Here is an 18,279-nt window from a genome sequence, read left to right on the forward strand (position 1 = left end):
GCTTTGTTAGCGATTTTCGATTTAGAGCCACTAGATCTTCAAATCACTGCCGCGCCTAGAAGCCAAGTAATTCTCGCTGAACACGCATCTTGAGGTTACTTGAGTATAACATTGTTTTCTTGAGCCATTAATAGAGGCGATCTGACTCATTGTCGACTTCTTTTTCTGTGTCAGCATCACTTAAATAGGGATCGTAGCAGCAGTCACCAATATCGTTTCTGGGACACACGTGTTCGGTGTTTCTTTCGATCATAGGGGTGTTACACATAGGGCAGGTCCGATCCATAATCTATCTCCTAGTTTCAACTGACGTGACGTATCAAAGAGCGTGCGTTGCCGTTGCATGTTGAGAGCGACAATGCCTAAAACCGGCTTTTTCCGGCTTTTTCAAGCGAATGATATTGGTATAGATAGCAATGTAGAACATTTCAATGGCAGTTTTGTGAATGCCCGGAAGAGTATGAATGTTTGCTTACAAACATAGGAGGACCGTCTCTGTTTGAGATTAGGGTAGTAATCTGAATATACGGGATATTTGTTGGTTTTTAGTTGAAAAACCTCAGAGACAGCGTTTATCCCGTAGACATACTTTCTTACAGATATTCACCTTAACTTCGAATTCATTCGTCGGGTTTATTGGTTTTGGAATCCACGTAAGGCCAATAGTGATGTCCTACACGAATCAGTAAGGTTGCTGCCGCAAGGATAAACGCCGCAACGGACAGCCAAACGACAGGTACAGCATCCAGTTCTTTCATGCCCAATGTGATGTAACGAGCGATGGCCATCATGGCGATGTAGATCGGGTACCGCACGGGGATCTTACCGTTCATGACAAATTGCTGAACCATAGCCAGTACTTCCAAATATATGAACATCAGAAGAATGTCAGTCAGTTGTACACGTCCTTCTGTAAACACGTGCATAAACTCTGCGAGCATAGCGAATAAAGTCGCAAGTGTGATGGCAACGAGCAATACGGCTTCGAGGATATGAAAGACTTTTAAAAAAGGTCTACTGAATGATTTTGGTAAATGAGAAGGCATGATTATTTGTAATTAATTGTGAATCCTATGCTTACCTTAGCATATACTCAAGTGACCTCAAGATAAAGGACTCAGAGCTTCATCAAGGTGTTCAGTTCAAGGAAAATAGTTGAAGGAATGGCTATTCCCTTTCGAAGCTATTTGACGCAGAAATGAGCACCTTGATGAGCTCCCAAAGGGCGAGTTTACTTGGCTTCTATGCTTTGTTAGCGATTTTCGATTTAGAGCCACTAGATCTTCAAATCACTGCCGCGCCTAGAAGCCAAGTAATTCTCGCTGAACAAGCATCTTGAGGTTACTTGAGTATACATCGATTGAACGTGCGCCTTCCTAACGTTCAGAATTACAAAGTAAAAAAGCCCGCCTTTTACAGCGGACTTGACCTACGATCAAAAACGGAGTCGTATAATCTTTATCTTAGAATTTGTTTCTCTGCGGTAGCTAGTGCGTCCTGTACGGTTTGTCGACCATTTAATGCATTTTCGATAGCCGCACCTTCAGAAATCCAGTAAGTCATCATTTGTGGAATAGCAGGCATGATTTCGCCATTTTCAGCGTTAACCATTGTCGACTTAATACGGGAGTCCGACTCAAGAGAGTTCTGGAACGTCTTCAATGTGACGGCGCCCAGAGGTTTGTCGTTGTTGATGGTTTCTAAGGCTTCGTCAGTAAACAGGTAGTTCTCGATAAACTCCACCGCCAGGTCTTCATTGGGGCTGGCAGAACTGATGCCCGCGCTCAGAATACCGACAAATGGGTTAGACTTCTCTCCGTTTAAGGTAGGGAAGGTGGCAACACCATAATTGAGACCTGCCTTGTCAAGGTTACCCCAAGACCAAGGGCCGTTGATGGTCATGGCGACATCACCTTTAGCAAATGCGGATTCTGCGTTTGCGTAATCCATCCCCGGATCGACAATTCCTTTGTTTTTCATATCTAACAAGAAGGCGAGGTTTTGTTGTGCGCGTTGGTTATTGATGCCAAGGTCAGTGGCATCGTGACCATCGTCAGTCTTTTTGAACGAGTAACTCCCTGCAGAGACAATAGGCCAGGTAAAGTAAGCGTTTTTCACATCCCACATGATTGTTTGTTTACCCTGAGCCGCCATTCTAGCCTGAATCGCTGGTAACTCTTCCCACGATTTTGGTGGTTCTGGTAACAGATCTTTGTTGTAAATCAGAGAGATGGCTTCAATAGCCAATGGGTAACCTATTAGTTTGCCCTGATAGTTTACCGCATCCCAACTGAAGCCAACCAATTTGTCCTGGAATTCTTTGCTTGGTTTCACTTCACGCAGCAGACCGGCTTCTGCGTAGCCACCAAAGCGGTCGTGTGCCCAAAAGATGATATCCGGGCCATCACCCGTTGCTGCGACCTGTTGAAAACGTGATTCAAGCGATTCTGGGAACTGAACACTGACTTTCACGCCGGTGTCTTGCTCGAATTGACGACCGACTTCTGCCAGACCTTCGTAACCTTTGTCACTATTGATCCAGATTAGAAGTTCCCCTTCTGTCACTGCGAGTGCGGGCGTAGCGGTTAACGTTGCAAGTGCTAAAGCCGTTAAGGATGATTTTAGTTTTTTCATTGTTACTATCCTGACTATTTGGAATGGACCCAGAATAAACCGCCCAGCGCAAGACGAAAAATAGACAATTTCGATTCTGCTATAGGTTTAATCTATTTCATATGGTCTTGATGTGATGTTGGTAGGTGCAAAATGACAAAGCCTCAGCGCAAAGGCTGAGGCCACTTGATGTTTTATCGGGATAGCTGAATTTAGCGCTGCGGCGCGACTTCAAAAATATGTGATGCGAGAGGTTTTAGCTGACAATCAATACTTCCCATTCCGGCTTCAATGATAAGGCTGACTTTGTATGCACTGTCTAAGGCATCGGTAATAAGGTAATGACCGTCCTTTAAGCCCATTACCTGAATAATGTCGGTAGTTAGTCGAATCGGTGAATGAGAGCTTTGGACGGTATCAAAGTTTACCAGTACCAGAACATTGTGTGCCTGATAGTGACGCAGGTACCCGTACAACTTACTTTGCAATTCACCTTGAGTGTGATCATTTTCCAGTCCCAGAGAGTGCATGCTGCCCTTCAGGGCAGGGCTTGTGAGTGAGTAGGTCATTAGCCTCTGATAGAAATTTCGCAGCTGTTGTTCGCTTTCTGTTGATTGGCCACCATCGAATGCACCATCGTTCATCCAGCGCTGGTGGCTTGGTACGCCAATATAATCAAAGATAGAGGTGCGTGTTGGCTGACCAAAACCTGCAATTTCAGCGCCCGCTTCACCGACTTCCTGGCCAAAGTACAGCATGGTTGGAGCGGAACTGATTGTTGCTGAAACAACCATCGCTGGAATAGCATGTTCAGCCCGACCAGCGAAATCTGGGCAAGGAATGCGCTGCTCGTCGTGGTTATCAAGGAAATGAAGCATATGTGATTCAATGTCGGCTAACTCCGACTGGATTCGGGTGATATTTTTAGTGTGTCCATGCCCACGAATGATGTCCTTAAGTGAGTCATACAAGTCAACTTTATCGTACAGTGCATCCATCTTTCCTAACTGTATATAATCCCGGTACAAATGTGGTTGATAGACTTCGGCAACTAAAAAAGCATCAGCATTTGTTCTTTTAATTGAAGTGTTTAAGAAGCTCCAGAATTCGACCGGTACCATTTCTGCCATGTCGTACCGGAAGCCGTCTACCCCCTGAGCGATCCAGTAAAGGGCGATATCACGGAATTTTATCCAGGAACTGGGTACCTCTTTGTCAGACCAGAAATCAAAGTGTGCGTCACAGTCTTTTTCTCGATAATGTTCTGGCAGTTCAGGGAAGTCTTTGCTGCCATCCGGGCGAACGCCATAATTCACTTTTACCGTTTCATACCAGTCGTCAGCATTGGGTTTGGCCTGCCTCGAGCCATTCCCCGTCCATTTGGCCGGAAATTCCCTGTACGGTTTGGCCAGTTGAGGGTGATTTTCACCCCCTAGTGGTGTAAGGCTGGCGGGGATGTCGGGTAGCTCAAAGGCCTCACCGGGAATGTAGTAAAAGTTATTCTCACGGGAGTACTCAACGCTGACATCATCGCTTGCTCCAAAATCAGACACACCATCAGGGTTGTTTAATCCTTCATATTGTCTTGCGACGTGATTGGGCACGATGTCAATAATGACTTTTAGCCCCGCATTATGCGTTCGCTCAATCAGTGCGTTGAACTCTTGGTTTCGTTTTGCTGGATCGTCAGCGAGATCCGGGTTAACAGAGTAGTAGTCTTTAACTGCGTAGGGTGAACCTGCCCTGCCTTTGACAACGGAAGGGTGGTCATTGCTAATGCCGAACTGGGTGTAATCTCTTACTAATGCATGATGAGGGATGCCGGTATACCAGATATGTGTCATGCCAAGTTCGCGTATCGATTGGAGTGCTTTATCTGTGATGTCGCTGAACTTTCCGACACCATTCTGTTCGATAGTGCCCCAAGGTTGGTTACGGCGGTTTTTGTTGCCATAGAGGCGAGTAAAAATTTGATACAGATGGATTCTTTGGTGGCGACTTATTGTTGGATTAATGTGCATAGTTGTCTCACGAAACTAATATGTAGGATATAGAAAAAATCTATCGTATGACTGCAGTGTAGATGAAGGGACAATGAAAAAACTCATCCTTTTAACCCAGAATTGGGGGCGTAGATGACACATAGATAACACATGCAGTACCAAGGGTGGGGGCTGCATGTGTATACTCAAGTGACCTCAAGATGCAGGACTCAGAGCTTCATCAAGGTGTTCAGTTTAGGGAAAATAGTTGAAGGAATGGCTATTTCCTTTCGAAGCTATTTGACGCAGAAATGGGCACCTTGATGAGCTCCCAAAGGGCGAGTTTACTTGGCTTATATGCTTTGTTAGCGATTTTCGATTTAGAGCCACTAGATCTTCAAATCACTGCCGCGCCTAGAAGCCAAGTAATTCTCGCTGAACAAGCATCTTGAGGTTACTTGAGTATATTCTAGTATTTTTGGGCTATTTGAGATACTTTACGTGAGCTTCCATTTCCTCACCGATTTGTTTACGCATGTTCATCAGCTTGATGGCGGAGTCACGAAGCTGAATATCTTCTGATGTCTCAGGAATCCACTCCGGCACCGTTGTGGGCTTGCCTTCCTCATCGACCGCCACCATGATGACGATACAGTGCGTGGTCAGTCGGTTCTTGAGTTCTTTCGGATCACTGGCTTGTACATCGATGGCAATATGCATCGAAGAGCGGCCGGTGTATATGACCTTGGCGCTGACCTCAACCAGATTTCCAACATGAATGGGTTGAACAAACCGGATTCCACCGGCGTATGCAGTGATGCAGTACTTGCCGCTCCAGGCAGCGGAACAAGCATAAGCGGCCAGATCGATCCATTTCATGACTGCGCCACCATGAACTTTTCCGCCAAAATTGACATCACCAGGTTCAGCAAGAAAACGGAGGGTAATATCTCTTTTGCCACTACTCATTGTAAACATCCTTTTATCATTCTTTGGGCACAAGCGAGTATGACAAAATTGTTAACAATGTGCTATCACCAAGATAATCATGTCATTCATAAACTGCGATGAGGGATTTAAGGCCTACTGTTTGTCAATGGTCAGATTCCGGTCCACCGGACGGATTGGTGTCTGACGGTTTCGAGTCTTAATTTGAGACAGAATAACACCGGAAATCACCATGAGCCCGCCAATGAAATGGTACTGAGTAATGGTTTCCCCCAGTAAGACTGCGGCTAACGCAACGGCAATAACAGGGAGGAGGTTCATAAACATAGCGCTATTGTCTGCCCCGATCACATCGATTGCCTTTACCCAACATAACGGAGCGATGAGCGAGGCAAGAAGCCCGGCATAGGCAATTAAAGGCAACGACGCCGAAGTCGGCAGTACCGCGTTGCTGGACAGTAATAGAGGGAATAACATGATGACCGCCAACATCCCCTGAGAATATATCAACATCCAGCTCGACAACTGCATCTTCCAACGTTTTAAAAGCACACAGTAAGTCGCATAGACAACTGCAGCGAGCACCATTAACGCGTCTCCCTGAGTGACATCCTGATGGAGGAAGAACAGTGCGTCACCCTGACCCAGCATAAATGCCAGTCCCGCCAGCGAAATGACGCCACCAGCAATGCTGAGCATCGAAATACGTTTGCCTAACAGTGGAACTGACAAAAAGACACTAATCAGAGGGACAAGTGACGTAATCAGTGCCATGTTCGAGGCTGAGGTCGTTAACGCAGCATAGTAGCCAAGGGATTGGTTGAGTACCATGCCAAGTAGTGCTAGAAATGCGAGCTTTGCACTGTTTCTTTTAATTTCGGGCCAGTATTTTTTGAGCTTCGGCAGGCAGAATGGTGTCATGACGGCCATTGCCAGAGCCCAGCGATAAAAACTCATCGCACTGGGTTCAATGGCATCGGCTGCGAGCTTATTCACAATAGAATTTCCGCCCCAGATAAGTACGGTCAGGAAGGGAAGTAAGTAAACCATTGTGAGCCTCGTCTCGATTTGTAAGAATATACCCAAGTGACCCCAACATACTGATACAGCGAGATTTTCTTGGCTTGCAGACACGGCGGCGGCTTGAATGCATAGTGGGCCTATGCAGAAAGTAGCCAACAAAGGCTGTGAGCAAAGCAAACTCGCCTGAAGGGAGCACTAGGCAGGGCATATCTCGGCGTCAAATGCCCTTGAAATGGACTGCCATTCCTACGGACATTTTCCTTGATATAAACCCTGTCTAGTGCTCTGAATCTGCATCTTGGGGTCACTTGGGTATACATAGTGTGACAGGTCGTTATAATTACAAATATCTCCATTAAGACATTGCGCGCGATAGGAAGACAATTTGAAAAAAAGTACTCGAAACCTCCATCCTTCTCTTTCTATTGATAAAATGCCGTCAGACGTTTTTATGAACTTCGACGCCTTTCTTTCAAATACCGAAACACGAGTTCACTGCCACCCATGGGGACAGGTACAGCTTATCAGTGGTGGAATTCTGGAAATGGAAGCGCAGGACACACGTTTTCTTGCACCGCCTCATCTGGCTATTTGGGTACCCGCTGGCGTGATGCACTGCAGTTTTAACCGCAAACCCCTGGAATACTGTTCACTTAATATTGCTCATGAATTGACGTCGACATTTCCAAAGAAAACCAGCCTTATTAAAGTGACACCGATTGTATCGTCGATTATCGAGGATTTTCGTCACCGTAGTATCAACGTAGCGGGATCAGAAAAGGACAAACGTCTGGTTCAAGTGCTCCTAGACCAACTCAGCGATCAGCAAGAGCAACATCATTTCTTACCTTCAAGCAACAATAAATACCTGGCACCGATACTTGCGGCGATTGAGGAAGAACCCACTAACGATATCAGCCTTAATGACTGGGCGAGCAAAGTGCATACTACAGAGCGTACATTAGCTCGTTATTGCCAGAGTGAGTTGGGGATGAGTTTCACCGAGTGGCGCTTGCGCGTCAGGTACCTCTACTCAATGGATTTACTAAGGGCGGGCCACTCAGTTAAAGAGGTTGCATTCACGCTTGGCTATAATCAAGCAAGCCCGTTTATTGCGATGTTTAAAAAGTACTCAGGGCAGACACCTGAGCAATATAAGAACAAGTTATTGCAAAACTAGCGTCGATTCGTCACGGACTCGCGAGTCACCAGGCGACCGGTAATAAGAGGCTTGTGGCTGGTGGGTCTGTCATCAAGAATGGCGTCAAGCTGTTCCATGGCAAAATCAACGATCTGCTGAGATGGATAGCTGATGCAGGTCAAAGGAGGATTTAACTGGCTGGCAAGTTGTGAGTCTTCTAAAGATACGATGGATACCTCTTGTGGGGTGGCCAAGTTGAAGTCGCGGAACAGGTTCATCGCAACTGCAGCCTGGCTATCGCGCATCACGACCAGTGCGGTAAACGGGTGGTAACTGTTCAGCAGCGACATGATCGCCTGTTCGCTGTTGCCGTTTGCAGTGACAATCAGTTGGCGATTCACAGGCATTGCTAAGTTTTGCAATGACGTTTTGTACCCCTCCAGCACCTGATTGGAAGCGTAGCTTTCATCATCAACAACAATCGCAATGCTAGTATGACCTTTGCTCGAAAGGAAACGACAGGCACTTTCAGCGGCAAATTTATAGTCGTAGCCGATGGCATGTTCGGCACTGGCTAAGCCGTCGATAGCGATGATGTTGTCGTTTTTAAGGGCTTCTGTCGTGCCGCCGAGCGAGATAATCGCATCACAATGCCTTTGGTTGAGCTCTTCAACCATTCGTATCTGTTCTTCTGGTGTTTCGGCAAACTGAACCAACATATGTTTGCCTTTTGCTTTTAGCGATTTAGCCAGAAGGGGAAGGTAGGTAGAGACCTGACCTGCATCGGTCGAAGAAAGAATCACGCCAATGTAATCTGAGCGCTGGTTAGCGAGTGTTTGCGCGGCAGCATTTGGTCGGTAATTTAATTCTTCAGCAGCTCTGAGTACGGCTTCACGGCTTTCTGGTTTTACACCACGGCTGCCACTCATTACCCGCGATACCGTGGCTTTAGACACGTTGGCCAATAATGAGACGTCAGTAATAGTAGCCATGAAAACAACCTTAATTCATTCAGAGAGTTTCTGCATATGGGAAACCGTTTCCCACAATTTCCGATATTGTACTCTTTTAGAGGTAGTGAGCCAAGTCGTCACAACAAGTGAATGAGGAAAATAGCAGCTCCGGAAGGAAGGGAGCACGGTAGAGCTGCTTCGACCAATAATCAAAAGGTGATCCTATGTAACACCTTTTCCCTGACTCGCTCCGTGTGGTCGATAAGTATGAAAAAAGTAATTAGCGTCGTGTCTGGATTACTTCGCGATACGTTTGTGAAGTTCTATCATCTCTGCAACTAGCTCTTTGGCGAGCATTGAAGTCATTAGGTGGTCTTGTGCGTGAACCATAACTAACGTCATTTTCATCTTGCCCGTCCCTTCGTCTGCCTCAATCAGTTGGGTTTGGACCAAGTGAGCCTGGTTAGCGAACTCTTGTGCTTCTTTCATCAGACCTTCTGCTTCTTCAAACTCGCCATTTTTGGCGTGGCGAAGTGCTTCATAACACAAGCTGCGTGACTGGCCTGCGTTAATGATGATGCCCATTACTTGTTCTTCTAGATCCGTATTATCCATTTTCGTGCCTCTTAAATATTGTGTACCCAAAGGTAGGAAGTGTCGCCCCGTGCTTACCCCAATTAAGACTAAGGGGCGACTTTTTAGTTATTTCTGGCGTTAGGTTGCAAGCTTCTGGCGATTACGCTGTGGCTGGCTGACCCATTGCTTCTTGTTGTTTTTTCTCGTCCGCAGCTTCTTGCTCAAGCAGTTGCTTCTCATAAGCTTTTAGGAACGGTAGGTACATCATTGCTGACATCGCCATGCAGATGAAGCACATGATGACAGGACTGAATGCCCAGTTCGCGGCCCAGGATGCACCGATAGGTCCTGGTGTTGTCCAAGGCGTGAGAGATACCACACGCTCAACCAGACCCCAGTCAAGAGCAAACCAGCCCAGAGTTGCATTCACCATAGGAACTAGAATGAATGGTAGGAAGAACACAGGGTTCATTATGATTGGTGCGCCGAATAGGATAGGTTCGTTGATGTTAAACAGACCCGGTACGGTACCCATCTTACCGATAGTGCGTAGGTGAGCCGCTTTGCTACGAAGCAGCAGGAATGCAAGTGGCAGTGTGGAACCTACGCCACCAATCAGTAGGTAGTGATCCCAAAAGCCTTGAACAAAGATGTGCGGAATGGCTTCACCAGCAGCAATAGCGGCTTGGTTTACAGAAAGGTTTGCCATCCAGAATGGGTTCATAATACCAGTAACGATCAGTGCACCGTGGATACCTGCAAACCAAAGGATTTGACAAACGAGAACCGCAAGCAGTACTGCTGGAAGTGTATCAGATGCTGAAACCAGTGGCTGTACCAGTGCCATAATCGCTTGTGGGATGATCATGCCAGTCTGAGCTTCAATGAACAGGTTCAGTGGGTGCAATGTCAGGATGATCGCGAGTACCGGAATAAGAATTTCGAATGAACGTGCAACACCGGTTGGTACTTCTGGTGGAAGCTTGATGGTAATGTTGTTACGTTTCAGAAATGCGTACACTTCGGTTGAATAAATAGCAGTAATAATTGCAGTAAAGATCCCTTGGCCAGAGAAGTACTGCATCGAAAGCATACCATCTTGAACGGGCGCTGCCACAAGCAAGAAGCTCATAAGCGACAGCAGTCCCGTCGTTACCGGGTCAAGATCATGGTGGCGAGCCAGGCTTGATGCGATCCCCACTGATATAAAGATCGTCATGATCCCCATGCTAAGGTTGAAGGGTAGTATCAATTGTTCGCGGTAAGTGTCAGAAAAGTCTAGCCATGCTCGTGCAAATCCCCATGTTGTCTCCGCTGAAAACGGGGGGAAGATAAACACCAGCATGAATGAACCAACAATCATAAAAGGGAGTGCGGCAATAAATCCGTCACGTATAGAAGTAATGTATTTTTGTTGGCCAATCTTACCGGCAATAGGGGTCACCTTTTGCTCGATAACATTGACCATTTTGTCGTACATAGCACCCATGTCGTTACTCTCGTTTGGATATTAAATTAAAAAGAACGCTCGGAGTCGAAATAGAAATAAGGGAGGATCACCGAGCGAAAGTCAGTTAGCCGATTAGCTCAATTGCAAAATCAAGCACCTTGTCACCTTTTTGCATGCCGTAATCCATCATGTTGATCGGCTCTACTTTGATGCCGTGTGCATCGGCTTTCTTTTGGAAGTCAGCTTGCATGTACTTAACTTGGGGGCCAAGTAGTACGACTTCGTAGTTCCCCACCTGAGCATCGAACTCGCTAGCACCAAAGGCTTTTATTTCAGCTTCGATACCACGCTCTTGCGCAGATGCTTCCATTTTTCTAACCAGTAGTGAGGTGGACATGCCGGCTGAGCAGCAAAGCATAATTTTTTTCATTTTTTCTTCTCCAGAACCTTGAATGTGTCTGTACTATGCCTTTGTGGAAATAATTTGGAAACCGGTTTCCAAATTATTTCCATTTAAGTGTGAAAGTGATCACTTGAAAATGATATTGAGGTCAATTTTCCGTGACGGAGTTAACGATGCTATTTCTGAATGGAAACTGAGTGGTGAAGACGTAAAAGTAACAAGAGGAGGGGTGGTTATTATATTTAATGCTGGTTTGTTGGGGATGGTCGGGGCTGTCATTCACTAAAATTAGCTGAAAAGTGTGGGGAAAGCATCAGATTTGGATGCGGCGTTTCCGTGCTGTTGATTAATCGGTTATTCTGACGCAGATCCAGACAATCGGTAGCCCAAATGAATCACTCTATTATGAGACTGTGTGCCAATCAGGTAGAGCAGTTCATGAATCCTATTGCAAAATTGTTGATGCGTAGCCAGCATTTGATGGCGATGCGAGATGGTTTCCAATTGGCGATGCCGTTTATCTTTGTAGGCTGTATGTTTGTGCCTGTCATTTTCCCACCCTTTGCTGATGCGCAGTCATGGATGTCAGTGGCTTGGCTGGATATGTCTTACGCTCTGAGGCCTATTTTGCTTCCGACCTATCAACTCACTTTGGGTGTTGTCGGACTTATTGTGTCGTTTGGTGTGTCTGCAAGTTTGGCCAAGAGTTATCAACTGCCGGAGAGATTGTCTGGATTGACGGGATGTATGGCATTCCTCATGTTGGCTGGTTTTTACCTAAACGGTCAGGAGGATGTTCGTTATCTGGGGGGAGCAGGGCTATTTACCGCACTGATTGCCAGCATCTACTCTATTGAGGTTGTTCGTGTATTCATACGGCAGGGGTGGTACATCAAAATGCCAGAAGACGTGCCCATTCTCACTATACAGAGCTTTAAGCTCATCATTCCCATATTTGTTGTGCTGATAACCATTTCTTCGTTCAACGTGTTCCTAGAAGCGCAGTTTGGTGTACATTTTCCCCAACTTATTGAGGCGATTTTTCGTCCCTTAGTCCTGGCATCAGACAGTCTGGTCGCGGTGTTGGTCTCAATACTTATTTGTCAGTTGCTCTGGTTTATGGGAATTCATGGTGCATTAATTATTACTGGGATCATGAACCCATTCTGGATGTCGAATCTGTTAGAAAACCAAACAGCGTTAGAAGCCGGAGAAGCGGTATTGCCACACATCTATCTACCGGGATTTTGGGACTTCTTTTTACTTATTGGTGGGGTCGGTTCCACCCTGCCACTGGTATACCTGGCAATAAGGAGCCGTTCGAATCAATTAAAGTCGGTTGGCAAGGTTGGAGCAATCCCTGCGATATTTAATATCAACGAACCGATTTTATTTGGCTTTCCAATCATCATGAATCCGCTGTTTCTCATACCGTTTGTGATGGTGCCCATGCTTAATGCAACATTAGCCTGGTTTCTGACGTCAGCTGAGATTTTAGACCGAGTCGTGTTGATGATTCCATGGTCCGTGCCTGCTCCAATTGGTGCGGCATGGGCGGCAAATGGTAGCTACATGAACGCCTTTATGGTGGGCTTTGCAATGATCAACTCTTATTTCATTTATCTGCCGTTTTTCAAAGCACATGAGAAGATACTGGTTGAACAGGAAGCTGAGAGAGCCGAGCGCATGCAGGGTAGAGAAATGGGTGTATCGTGAACTAAGCGGGATTGTCTCCTTCTCACCCAGATAGACGAGCTTTGGGCTTAGTTAATATGTGTGCAATTTCTCACAAGATAAGACTGGTGACTTCGTTATATTGAGTTGTGATAAAGAAACTGACACTTCTTGAGTGTTATGATTTTCTCTCTATTATTTCCGGTATTTATACATATATGGTCACCAGACGGACTTGGCAAAACCTATCACTGATTTTTCTGTACACACTACTGATAGGGTGCGTTTATCAAATGCTAACGTTTCGAGAGGAATTAAGCTCGGACGCCGAAACGATCATGCGTCGAATAGATGCGCAACTTTCAATAATCGAAGCTGACCTTCGCTCTCTTCCTATACCTGAAATCTGCAACGTACAAGAACAGACTGCGCTTGCCCATCACGTGTTCAAAAGCGTCGGAATACGGGGTTTGGTTATTGCAGACACAGCCAGTAGTGATCCTAAGTATTGCAGTAATTTCGGAACGCAAGAGCGCCTGATTGATGAAGCATTTTGGCAAGCGAAACAGGTTGAAGATGTCGTCTTTGCCAGGCTCCAAGTCACTGAGCATCGACGTGATCTCTCTTTTGCGTTGGCCGTTTATCGGGGGGACAAACTTGTCATCGGAACCATTAATCCAAGGGTAGTCTTGGGCTGGTGGATTGAACCTTATGACAATGATGCAAGAGTGACGATGTCTTTCCCTGACTCAGATATGCCTTTGCTTGATCGAAATCAAAGTGAATTCGCTGGTAAAGAGTTGTCGACTTCGTTGATGTCTTCTCGGTATCCAATTGAAATCAAAGTAACTAAAACCATGGGCCTGTTGACCGCTCGTATCGAAACCTTCTTTGTCAGGCTCTCAATTCTAGGTCTATTGGTTTTTGGGCTGGTCTTTGTCATTGATGTTTATACCAGATTAAACTCAGAGGAAGAATCTTATGAGCGCCTCTAAGTTGTCGTATGGGAAATGGCTACTAGCCTTGTTGTTGAGTCTATTTTTGAGTGCTTCCATTGCCTATCAGCATATATCCGGAGAAATACAGCGCAGTGCAAGCGGGTCGATACTGAAAATTGACAAGCGCATTGATGAAATCGTGACAGCCATTCGACAGTTTCCCTATGACGCCAGCTGCCCGGAATCTCTTATGGATGAATACGCCAATCTGGCGTACGAAAATGAACGTATTCGAGCGGTTGGGTTCATTAGTCCGAATGCCGATATATCTGAGGTCTGTAGCATGTTTGGTATCACTCAGTTAAGTGAACCCTACTGGGAGGGGAATTCGCGTTCCAATATATTTATCGGCTGGTCATTGCTTACCAACTACTTTCCTGAAACCTCATTGGTTGTGGCAGTCGATGACAAAGAAAAACGCCTGTTTGCTTATGTGAACCCGAGAAGGTTGGTGGGGTACTGGTTAGAGCCTGCTCTGGATTATGCCAATTACGCATTCTTTCTAACTGGTAAAGAGAGCCCTGTTTACAGGCGTGCTGATCCAGTTGGTTCAGACTATGTACTTGCAGCAGAGCATCACTCTGTGTCCTATCCGTATTCGATTTCCGTGACAGCAGATATGATGACGTTATTGACTCGAACGCTTGTCTACTGGCTTCGCGCATTGGTTGCCATGTCTATTCTCGGTTCGTCAGTCTGGTTGCTCAATCAGTCATTTAGGGATAATCGATTAAAGTCGGCACATGACGATACCAACTAACTTCTCGAGAGCAAAGGGAAACGAAGTCGTTTCCCAAATGCATTGATCAGCGCGCCTGCGACGATTAATGTCCCTCCTAAATATGTCCAAATTGATGGCATTTCTTGGAACAGAACCAATCCAAGAATGATAGAAAAGACAATTTGGATATAGGAGTACGCCGAGGCTTTGCCCGCCGCTTGAGTCTGCATTGCCTTGGTGAGACCCAGTTGACCAACCTGAGTAAATATCCCGATCAGCACGAGCACACCAGTAAGATAAAGATCCGGCATCACGAAATCATTGCTCATGAGGAGAATTGATAGCGGCAAAGCTACCAATGGGAAATAGAAAATGATGACTGAACTGTCTTCTGTTTGACTCAGTTTACGCACTACGACGTAGGAGACAGAGCTTCCAAATGCCCCCAGAAGCGCAATACCCACACTAAACAACGGCAATGTGTCTATGCCATGTGAACTGAGTGTTGGTGCAACCATAATGTATAGACCGAGCAAGCTAAGCAAAATGCAAATGAGAGTCGAGAACTGGATGCGCTCTCTCAGAAAGACAAACGCCAGTAATGCAGTAAACACTGGATGGATATATTGCAGAATCGTTGCCTCGGCTAAGGGTAGCGTAGTTACTGAATAGTAAACGCAGATAAGTGCCATTGTTCCCACAGTACCTCGAACAAGCAGCAGTTTTTTATTGTTGCCCCAAACGGAAATGCGTTTACGTTTTACATCTAAATAACTGAGAATCAGCGATACCAACGCACGGGCAGCAACGATTTCGAATACGGGAATACCATAGGTACTGACGTATTTGACGCAGGCAGACATAAGGGCGAAGCCAAGCGCTGACAGCATCATGTACCTGACACCAGTTGGAATGAGTGGGTCTAACGTTGTATTCATTTGAAGCTCTGACTGAAACCGAGAGAGAAATATACCGCCATCGTATTGTCAGGTCATTTCATTCTCTGATGTAATTATGAATCACAAATTTGATGTTTAGCGCTGTGCCTGTTTTGCTAAAAAGCGGGCTACCGATGCTTTAGGTTGCTTTGATAACTTTTGCATCAGCTCAAAAGTTGGGTGCTCAATATTATATTGCGATGTGAGAGACTGAACCAGTAGTAACCAAAGTGACGCCGTTACTTCTGCATCTGCAAGAGCACGGTGAAAGACGCCGTCATTTTCAATCTGATGATACTTGACCAGGTCACCAAGTTTGTGCGACTTGGTTTCCTGATTAAGTCGTCTTGATACCAGTAAGGAACAGGCAAACTCTCCTTGGTAATCTCGATCAATGAGCGCCAGTTCGGCATCGAGGAAGCGTTTGTCGAAGGAAGCATTGTGAGCAACCAGATTTGAGCCTGAGATAAATTGCGCAAAATCGGTCATGACGTCCTGACAGCTAGGCGCCTCAGCCAACATGGCATTATTAATGCCCGTATACCCCTCAATGAAACCGCTGACGCGAAATCCTGGATTCATCAATGATTGAAATCGGTCTACGACAGCACCATCTTCGAGTCTGACAGCACCAATTTCTATGGCTCTGTCTCCTTGGGTCGGAGAGAGTCCGGTAGTTTCAAAGTCGAGTACGACAACGGAGTTGGCTAGAGTGGACATCAGTTTTTCTCGTTCTAAACAGCGGGAAGCAAAGCATACCCTGAAGAGGAGAGCAGTGAAACTAGCTAGGGGATTAAAAACAATAAAAAAGAGGAATCAATAGATTCCTCTTTTTATGTTAATGATGACTTGCTAGTTACAGCTTCTTAGAGAAGATGCCTGTAAGTGCGATGATTGCGATACCCATCAGCATGATAGGTCCTTTACCGCTGTCGAAGCCACTTGAGATACCTGCGAATGCAACGATTGCTACAGCTACAGGGATAACAAATTTAACCAGGTTGTACCAAAGACCGAACAGTGGGAATTTCACTTCACCGTCGTTGGTGATCTCTTTCTCAAGTTCTTCACGGCTTAGTCTCCAACCGGCGAAGATACATACCAACATACCACCTACAGCCAGGAAGATCTTATCTGTCATTAGGTCGAAGATGTCGAACGCGCCAGTATCAAACAGAGTTGGACCAACACCGCCAAGAGACAGAGAAGCAAACACACATAGTACGGCCATTACAGCGGCTGAAGAAAGTACAGCAGTAGAACGCTTCATGCCTTTTTCGTCGATTAGGTAAGACACGACAACTTCAAGTAGTGATACAGAAGAAGTTAGTGCTGCAACCGTTAGACCAACGAAGAACAGCAGGGCAAAGACAAGACCAACGCCGCCCATTTCAGCGAATAGCTGAGGAACAACAACGAATACCAGACCAGGACCTGCAGCAGGCTCCATACCTAGAGCAAACATTGCAGGGAACATTGCGATACCAGCAAGGATTGCAACGCCTGTATCCATTGCTGTAACCATACCTGTAGTTTGAACCAGGTTCTCTTTCTTCTTCAGGTAGCTACCGTAAGTGATCATACAGCCCATACCCAGACTTAGAGAGAAGAATGCCTGACCAAGAGCCGCAAGCACTACGCCACTGTCTACTTTCGAGAAGTCAGGGCTGAATAGGAACTCGATACCTGCCATTGCACCCGGTAGAGACAGACCTTTCACTGAAACGATGATTAGAATCAGGAACAGGATTGGCATTAGGATCTTACCGGCTTTTTCGATACCGCCAGAAATACCACGGCTAACGATAACAACGTTCATTAGCAGGTAGATACCCATCCACATAAGAGGCTGAATTGGGTTGGTGATGAAACCACCGAAGCTATCACCGATGGCTTCAGGGTTACTTAGAAGACCGGTAGATACTTTTTGAACGTACGCCAGAGCCCAACCGCCTACTACTGGGTAGAAACCCATGATAAGCAGACCACTCAGTACGCCAATGACACCTACGAATGTCCAACGACCGTCTGTCGACTTAAACGCACCTACTGCTGCACGACCGGTCTTACGACCTACGGCAAATTCAGTCAGCATTACGCTAAAGCCAATAAAGATAACAAATGCAAGATAGATAACGATGAACGCGCCACCGCCGTTTTCACCTGCTGTGTATGGAAATTTCCAAATGTTACCAAGACCTACTGCAGAACCTGCAGCTGCCATTACGAAGCCTAGCTTCGAACCCCAATTGTCGCGGGGTGCTGTGTTTGTGTTGCTCGTTGCCACGATAACTCCAATAATCTGTTGTGTTTGTCCGTAACTTTGGCGCCGAAAAGTTGGTGTATTTATTTTTATACACTTTCTAAAGTTTTTAGAGGCGCTCTAACAGTGACAAGTAAACCAGTTTATGGTTGGAGTTGGAAGTCTAAAAAGTGTTTTTTTCTAACATTTGTCATCAAATTGTTGTCAACTGCTGATTTTTTAGACGTTTCTTGGTTTATTTTCTGGTTTTTCTTGACGTGCTGGTGCCAATTGCTGTGCTAGATTAATCACTCTATTGCATAATGTAGGCGATAATTCTGAAGTTGTCGATATAATTAGCATCTATTGGCGTAAGTATCCATTTTTGCCTTGCGAATATATTTGGCCAATGTCAGGCCCTCAAACGCTACATAACGGACGAAAATAAGAAACTTTTTGTGAGAAAACATCGAATATGGAGTAAGTTTAGTGCAAAAATAGCCTTGTCAATATAAGGGTTAACTCGGGCTTGCTAAGGTGCTGTACACTAGAGTTGTCAGCGTGGGTGGGTTAATAAATGGCCTTTTCTCGACAATCCAGATGATTGTAGCGCTTAG

At 45.7% G+C, this 18,279-nt stretch carries 17 protein-coding genes; 4 read left to right on the top strand and 13 right to left on the bottom strand.

Translation table 11 applies throughout. The annotated features are described in order from the left end of the window. Positions 1 to 127: 127 nt before the first annotated feature. From C4S60_RS23590 to C4S60_RS20855, 6 genes are all read right to left on the bottom strand, one after another. Entirely contained in the window at positions 128 to 286 is a 159-nt protein-coding gene (locus C4S60_RS23590; RefSeq protein WP_160111393.1) for a hypothetical protein, read from the bottom strand. Between the two features lie 334 nt (positions 287 to 620). Further along, on the bottom strand, positions 621 to 1,046 hold the full coding sequence (locus C4S60_RS20835; protein ID WP_167391008.1) for a phosphate-starvation-inducible protein PsiE: 426 nt from the start codon (positions 1,044 to 1,046) through the stop codon (positions 621 to 623). Between the two features lie 412 nt (positions 1,047 to 1,458). Then, positions 1,459 to 2,634, bottom strand: coding sequence for a maltose/maltodextrin ABC transporter substrate-binding protein MalE (malE, locus tag C4S60_RS20840; RefSeq protein ID WP_103882226.1), 1,176 nt, complete (start codon positions 2,632 to 2,634; stop codon positions 1,459 to 1,461). Positions 2,635 to 2,825: 191 nt separating this feature from the next. Next, on the bottom strand, positions 2,826 to 4,634 hold the full coding sequence (locus C4S60_RS20845; protein WP_103882227.1) for an alpha-amylase family protein: 1,809 nt from the start codon (positions 4,632 to 4,634) through the stop codon (positions 2,826 to 2,828). A gap of 444 nt (positions 4,635 to 5,078) precedes the next feature. After that, a complete protein-coding gene (locus C4S60_RS20850) occupies positions 5,079 to 5,564 on the bottom strand; it encodes an acyl-CoA thioesterase (RefSeq protein ID WP_103882228.1) in 486 nt (161 codons plus the stop codon). A gap of 114 nt (positions 5,565 to 5,678) precedes the next feature. Then, positions 5,679 to 6,593, bottom strand: a complete 915-nt coding sequence (locus C4S60_RS20855; protein WP_103882229.1) for a DMT family transporter — start codon at positions 6,591 to 6,593, stop codon at positions 5,679 to 5,681. 358 nt (positions 6,594 to 6,951) lie between these two features. Here C4S60_RS20855 and C4S60_RS20865 point away from each other — a divergent pair, with 358 nt between their 5' ends. Next, on the top strand, positions 6,952 to 7,746 hold the full coding sequence (locus tag C4S60_RS20865) for an AraC family transcriptional regulator (protein ID WP_103882231.1): 795 nt from the start codon (positions 6,952 to 6,954) through the stop codon (positions 7,744 to 7,746). Here C4S60_RS20865 and C4S60_RS20870 read toward each other — a convergent pair. From C4S60_RS20870 to C4S60_RS20885, 4 genes are all read right to left on the bottom strand, one after another. Next, the gene (locus C4S60_RS20870; RefSeq protein ID WP_103882232.1) at positions 7,743 to 8,699 is read right to left on the bottom strand and encodes a LacI family DNA-binding transcriptional regulator; all 957 of its coding nucleotides are present in this window, start codon (positions 8,697 to 8,699) and stop codon (positions 7,743 to 7,745) included. The genes C4S60_RS20865 and C4S60_RS20870 overlap by 4 nt on opposite strands. A gap of 258 nt (positions 8,700 to 8,957) precedes the next feature. Next, a complete protein-coding gene (chbA, locus tag C4S60_RS20875) occupies positions 8,958 to 9,275 on the bottom strand; it encodes a PTS N,N'-diacetylchitobiose transporter subunit IIA (RefSeq protein WP_103882233.1) in 318 nt (105 codons plus the stop codon). A gap of 121 nt (positions 9,276 to 9,396) precedes the next feature. Then, positions 9,397 to 10,725 carry a PTS sugar transporter subunit IIC gene (locus tag C4S60_RS20880; RefSeq protein WP_103882234.1) on the bottom strand — a complete coding sequence of 443 codons (1,329 nt, stop codon included), beginning with the start codon at positions 10,723 to 10,725 and terminating at the stop codon, positions 9,397 to 9,399. An 85-nt stretch (positions 10,726 to 10,810) separates the two neighbouring features. Beyond that, a complete protein-coding gene (locus tag C4S60_RS20885; RefSeq protein ID WP_103882235.1) occupies positions 10,811 to 11,116 on the bottom strand; it encodes a PTS sugar transporter subunit IIB in 306 nt (101 codons plus the stop codon). A 363-nt stretch (positions 11,117 to 11,479) separates the two neighbouring features. Here C4S60_RS20885 and C4S60_RS20895 point away from each other — a divergent pair, with 363 nt between their 5' ends. From C4S60_RS20895 to C4S60_RS20905, 3 genes are all read left to right on the top strand, one after another. Next, positions 11,480 to 12,805: a PTS sugar transporter subunit IIC gene (locus tag C4S60_RS20895; RefSeq protein ID WP_167391009.1), complete on the top strand. Its 1,326-nt coding sequence runs from the start codon at positions 11,480 to 11,482 to the stop codon at positions 12,803 to 12,805. 251 nt (positions 12,806 to 13,056) lie between these two features. Continuing rightward, complete coding sequence (locus tag C4S60_RS20900) at positions 13,057 to 13,758, top strand: hypothetical protein (protein WP_103882238.1); 702 nt, start codon at positions 13,057 to 13,059, stop codon at positions 13,756 to 13,758. Continuing rightward, positions 13,745 to 14,521, top strand: coding sequence for a hypothetical protein (locus C4S60_RS20905; RefSeq protein WP_103882239.1), 777 nt, complete (start codon positions 13,745 to 13,747; stop codon positions 14,519 to 14,521). Before C4S60_RS20900 ends, C4S60_RS20905 begins: the two co-directional genes overlap by 14 nt. Here C4S60_RS20905 and C4S60_RS20910 read toward each other — a convergent pair. The 3 genes from C4S60_RS20910 to C4S60_RS20920 form a co-directional block, all read right to left on the bottom strand. Further along, positions 14,518 to 15,420, bottom strand: a complete 903-nt coding sequence (locus tag C4S60_RS20910) for a DMT family transporter (RefSeq protein WP_103882240.1) — start codon at positions 15,418 to 15,420, stop codon at positions 14,518 to 14,520. The two genes, C4S60_RS20905 and C4S60_RS20910, sit on opposite strands and share 4 nt — an antisense overlap. A 96-nt stretch (positions 15,421 to 15,516) precedes the next feature. After that, a complete protein-coding gene (locus tag C4S60_RS20915; protein ID WP_103882241.1) occupies positions 15,517 to 16,140 on the bottom strand; it encodes a 3'-5' exonuclease in 624 nt (207 codons plus the stop codon). Positions 16,141 to 16,276: 136 nt separating this feature from the next. Next, positions 16,277 to 17,707, bottom strand: a complete 1,431-nt coding sequence (locus tag C4S60_RS20920; protein ID WP_103882242.1) for a sodium-dependent transporter — start codon at positions 17,705 to 17,707, stop codon at positions 16,277 to 16,279. Positions 17,708 to 18,279 lie beyond the last annotated feature (572 nt).

The sequence above is a fragment of the Vibrio hangzhouensis genome (assembly GCF_900107935.1).
Classification (GTDB): domain Bacteria; phylum Pseudomonadota; class Gammaproteobacteria; order Enterobacterales; family Vibrionaceae; genus Vibrio; species Vibrio hangzhouensis.

What these genes read in the sequence shown, in the direction of transcription:
- C4S60_RS20885 (WP_103882235.1), bottom strand. Translation starts at nt 11,116, where the DNA reads ATGAAAAAAATTATGCTTTGCTGCTCAGCCGGCATGTCCACCTCACTA.
- C4S60_RS20870 (WP_103882232.1), bottom strand. Translation starts at nt 8,699, where the DNA reads ATGGCTACTATTACTGACGTCTCATTATTGGCCAACGTGTCTAAAGCC.
- C4S60_RS20905 (WP_103882239.1), top strand. Translation starts at nt 13,745, where the DNA reads ATGAGCGCCTCTAAGTTGTCGTATGGGAAATGGCTACTAGCCTTGTTG.
- C4S60_RS20845 (WP_103882227.1), bottom strand. Translation starts at nt 4,634, where the DNA reads ATGCACATTAATCCAACAATAAGTCGCCACCAAAGAATCCATCTGTAT.
- C4S60_RS20850 (WP_103882228.1), bottom strand. Translation starts at nt 5,564, where the DNA reads ATGAGTAGTGGCAAAAGAGATATTACCCTCCGTTTTCTTGCTGAACCT.
- C4S60_RS20855 (WP_103882229.1), bottom strand. Translation starts at nt 6,593, where the DNA reads ATGGTTTACTTACTTCCCTTCCTGACCGTACTTATCTGGGGCGGAAAT.
- C4S60_RS20880 (WP_103882234.1), bottom strand. Translation starts at nt 10,725, where the DNA reads ATGGGTGCTATGTACGACAAAATGGTCAATGTTATCGAGCAAAAGGTG.
- C4S60_RS20915 (WP_103882241.1), bottom strand. Translation starts at nt 16,140, where the DNA reads ATGTCCACTCTAGCCAACTCCGTTGTCGTACTCGACTTTGAAACTACC.
- C4S60_RS20895 (WP_167391009.1), top strand. Translation starts at nt 11,480, where the DNA reads ATGAATCACTCTATTATGAGACTGTGTGCCAATCAGGTAGAGCAGTTC.
- C4S60_RS20910 (WP_103882240.1), bottom strand. Translation starts at nt 15,420, where the DNA reads ATGAATACAACGTTAGACCCACTCATTCCAACTGGTGTCAGGTACATG.
- C4S60_RS20900 (WP_103882238.1), top strand. Translation starts at nt 13,057, where the DNA reads ATGCTAACGTTTCGAGAGGAATTAAGCTCGGACGCCGAAACGATCATG.
- malE (WP_103882226.1), bottom strand. Translation starts at nt 2,634, where the DNA reads ATGAAAAAACTAAAATCATCCTTAACGGCTTTAGCACTTGCAACGTTA.
- chbA (WP_103882233.1), bottom strand. Translation starts at nt 9,275, where the DNA reads ATGGATAATACGGATCTAGAAGAACAAGTAATGGGCATCATCATTAAC.
- C4S60_RS20835 (WP_167391008.1), bottom strand. Translation starts at nt 1,046, where the DNA reads ATGCCTTCTCATTTACCAAAATCATTCAGTAGACCTTTTTTAAAAGTC.
- C4S60_RS23590 (WP_160111393.1), bottom strand. Translation starts at nt 286, where the DNA reads ATGGATCGGACCTGCCCTATGTGTAACACCCCTATGATCGAAAGAAAC.